A 223-nucleotide genomic window follows, 5' to 3' on the forward strand; every position below is an offset into this window, starting at 1 on the left:
GCGATCGCTTTCGGCGGCGAGCACGTTCTCGATACCGCGCTGAACGCTGGCAGGTGCGATGGCGGTCATTTCAGGCGCGTCGTGCTGTTCGAGCCTTTGCCACTCTTCGTACAGGACGATCGCGGTGCCGGTGGCGCAGATCAGATAGAGCAGTGCGCAGCAGATCAGGCCCAGCGCCGAATGCGCCGAGATCGCCTTGCGAACGGTCTGTTTGGATAGTGCG

1 protein-coding gene is annotated in these 223 nt (G+C 62.8%); it reads right to left on the reverse strand.

The genetic code is table 11. From position 1 onward, the window contains the following. Positions 1–223 (reverse strand): PepSY domain-containing protein (locus A3736_RS17385; protein WP_197465490.1); only part of this gene is annotated, 223 nt, incomplete at both ends.

The sequence above is a fragment of the Erythrobacter sp. HI0063 genome (assembly GCF_001635685.1).
GTDB lineage: Bacteria > Pseudomonadota > Alphaproteobacteria > Sphingomonadales > Sphingomonadaceae > Qipengyuania.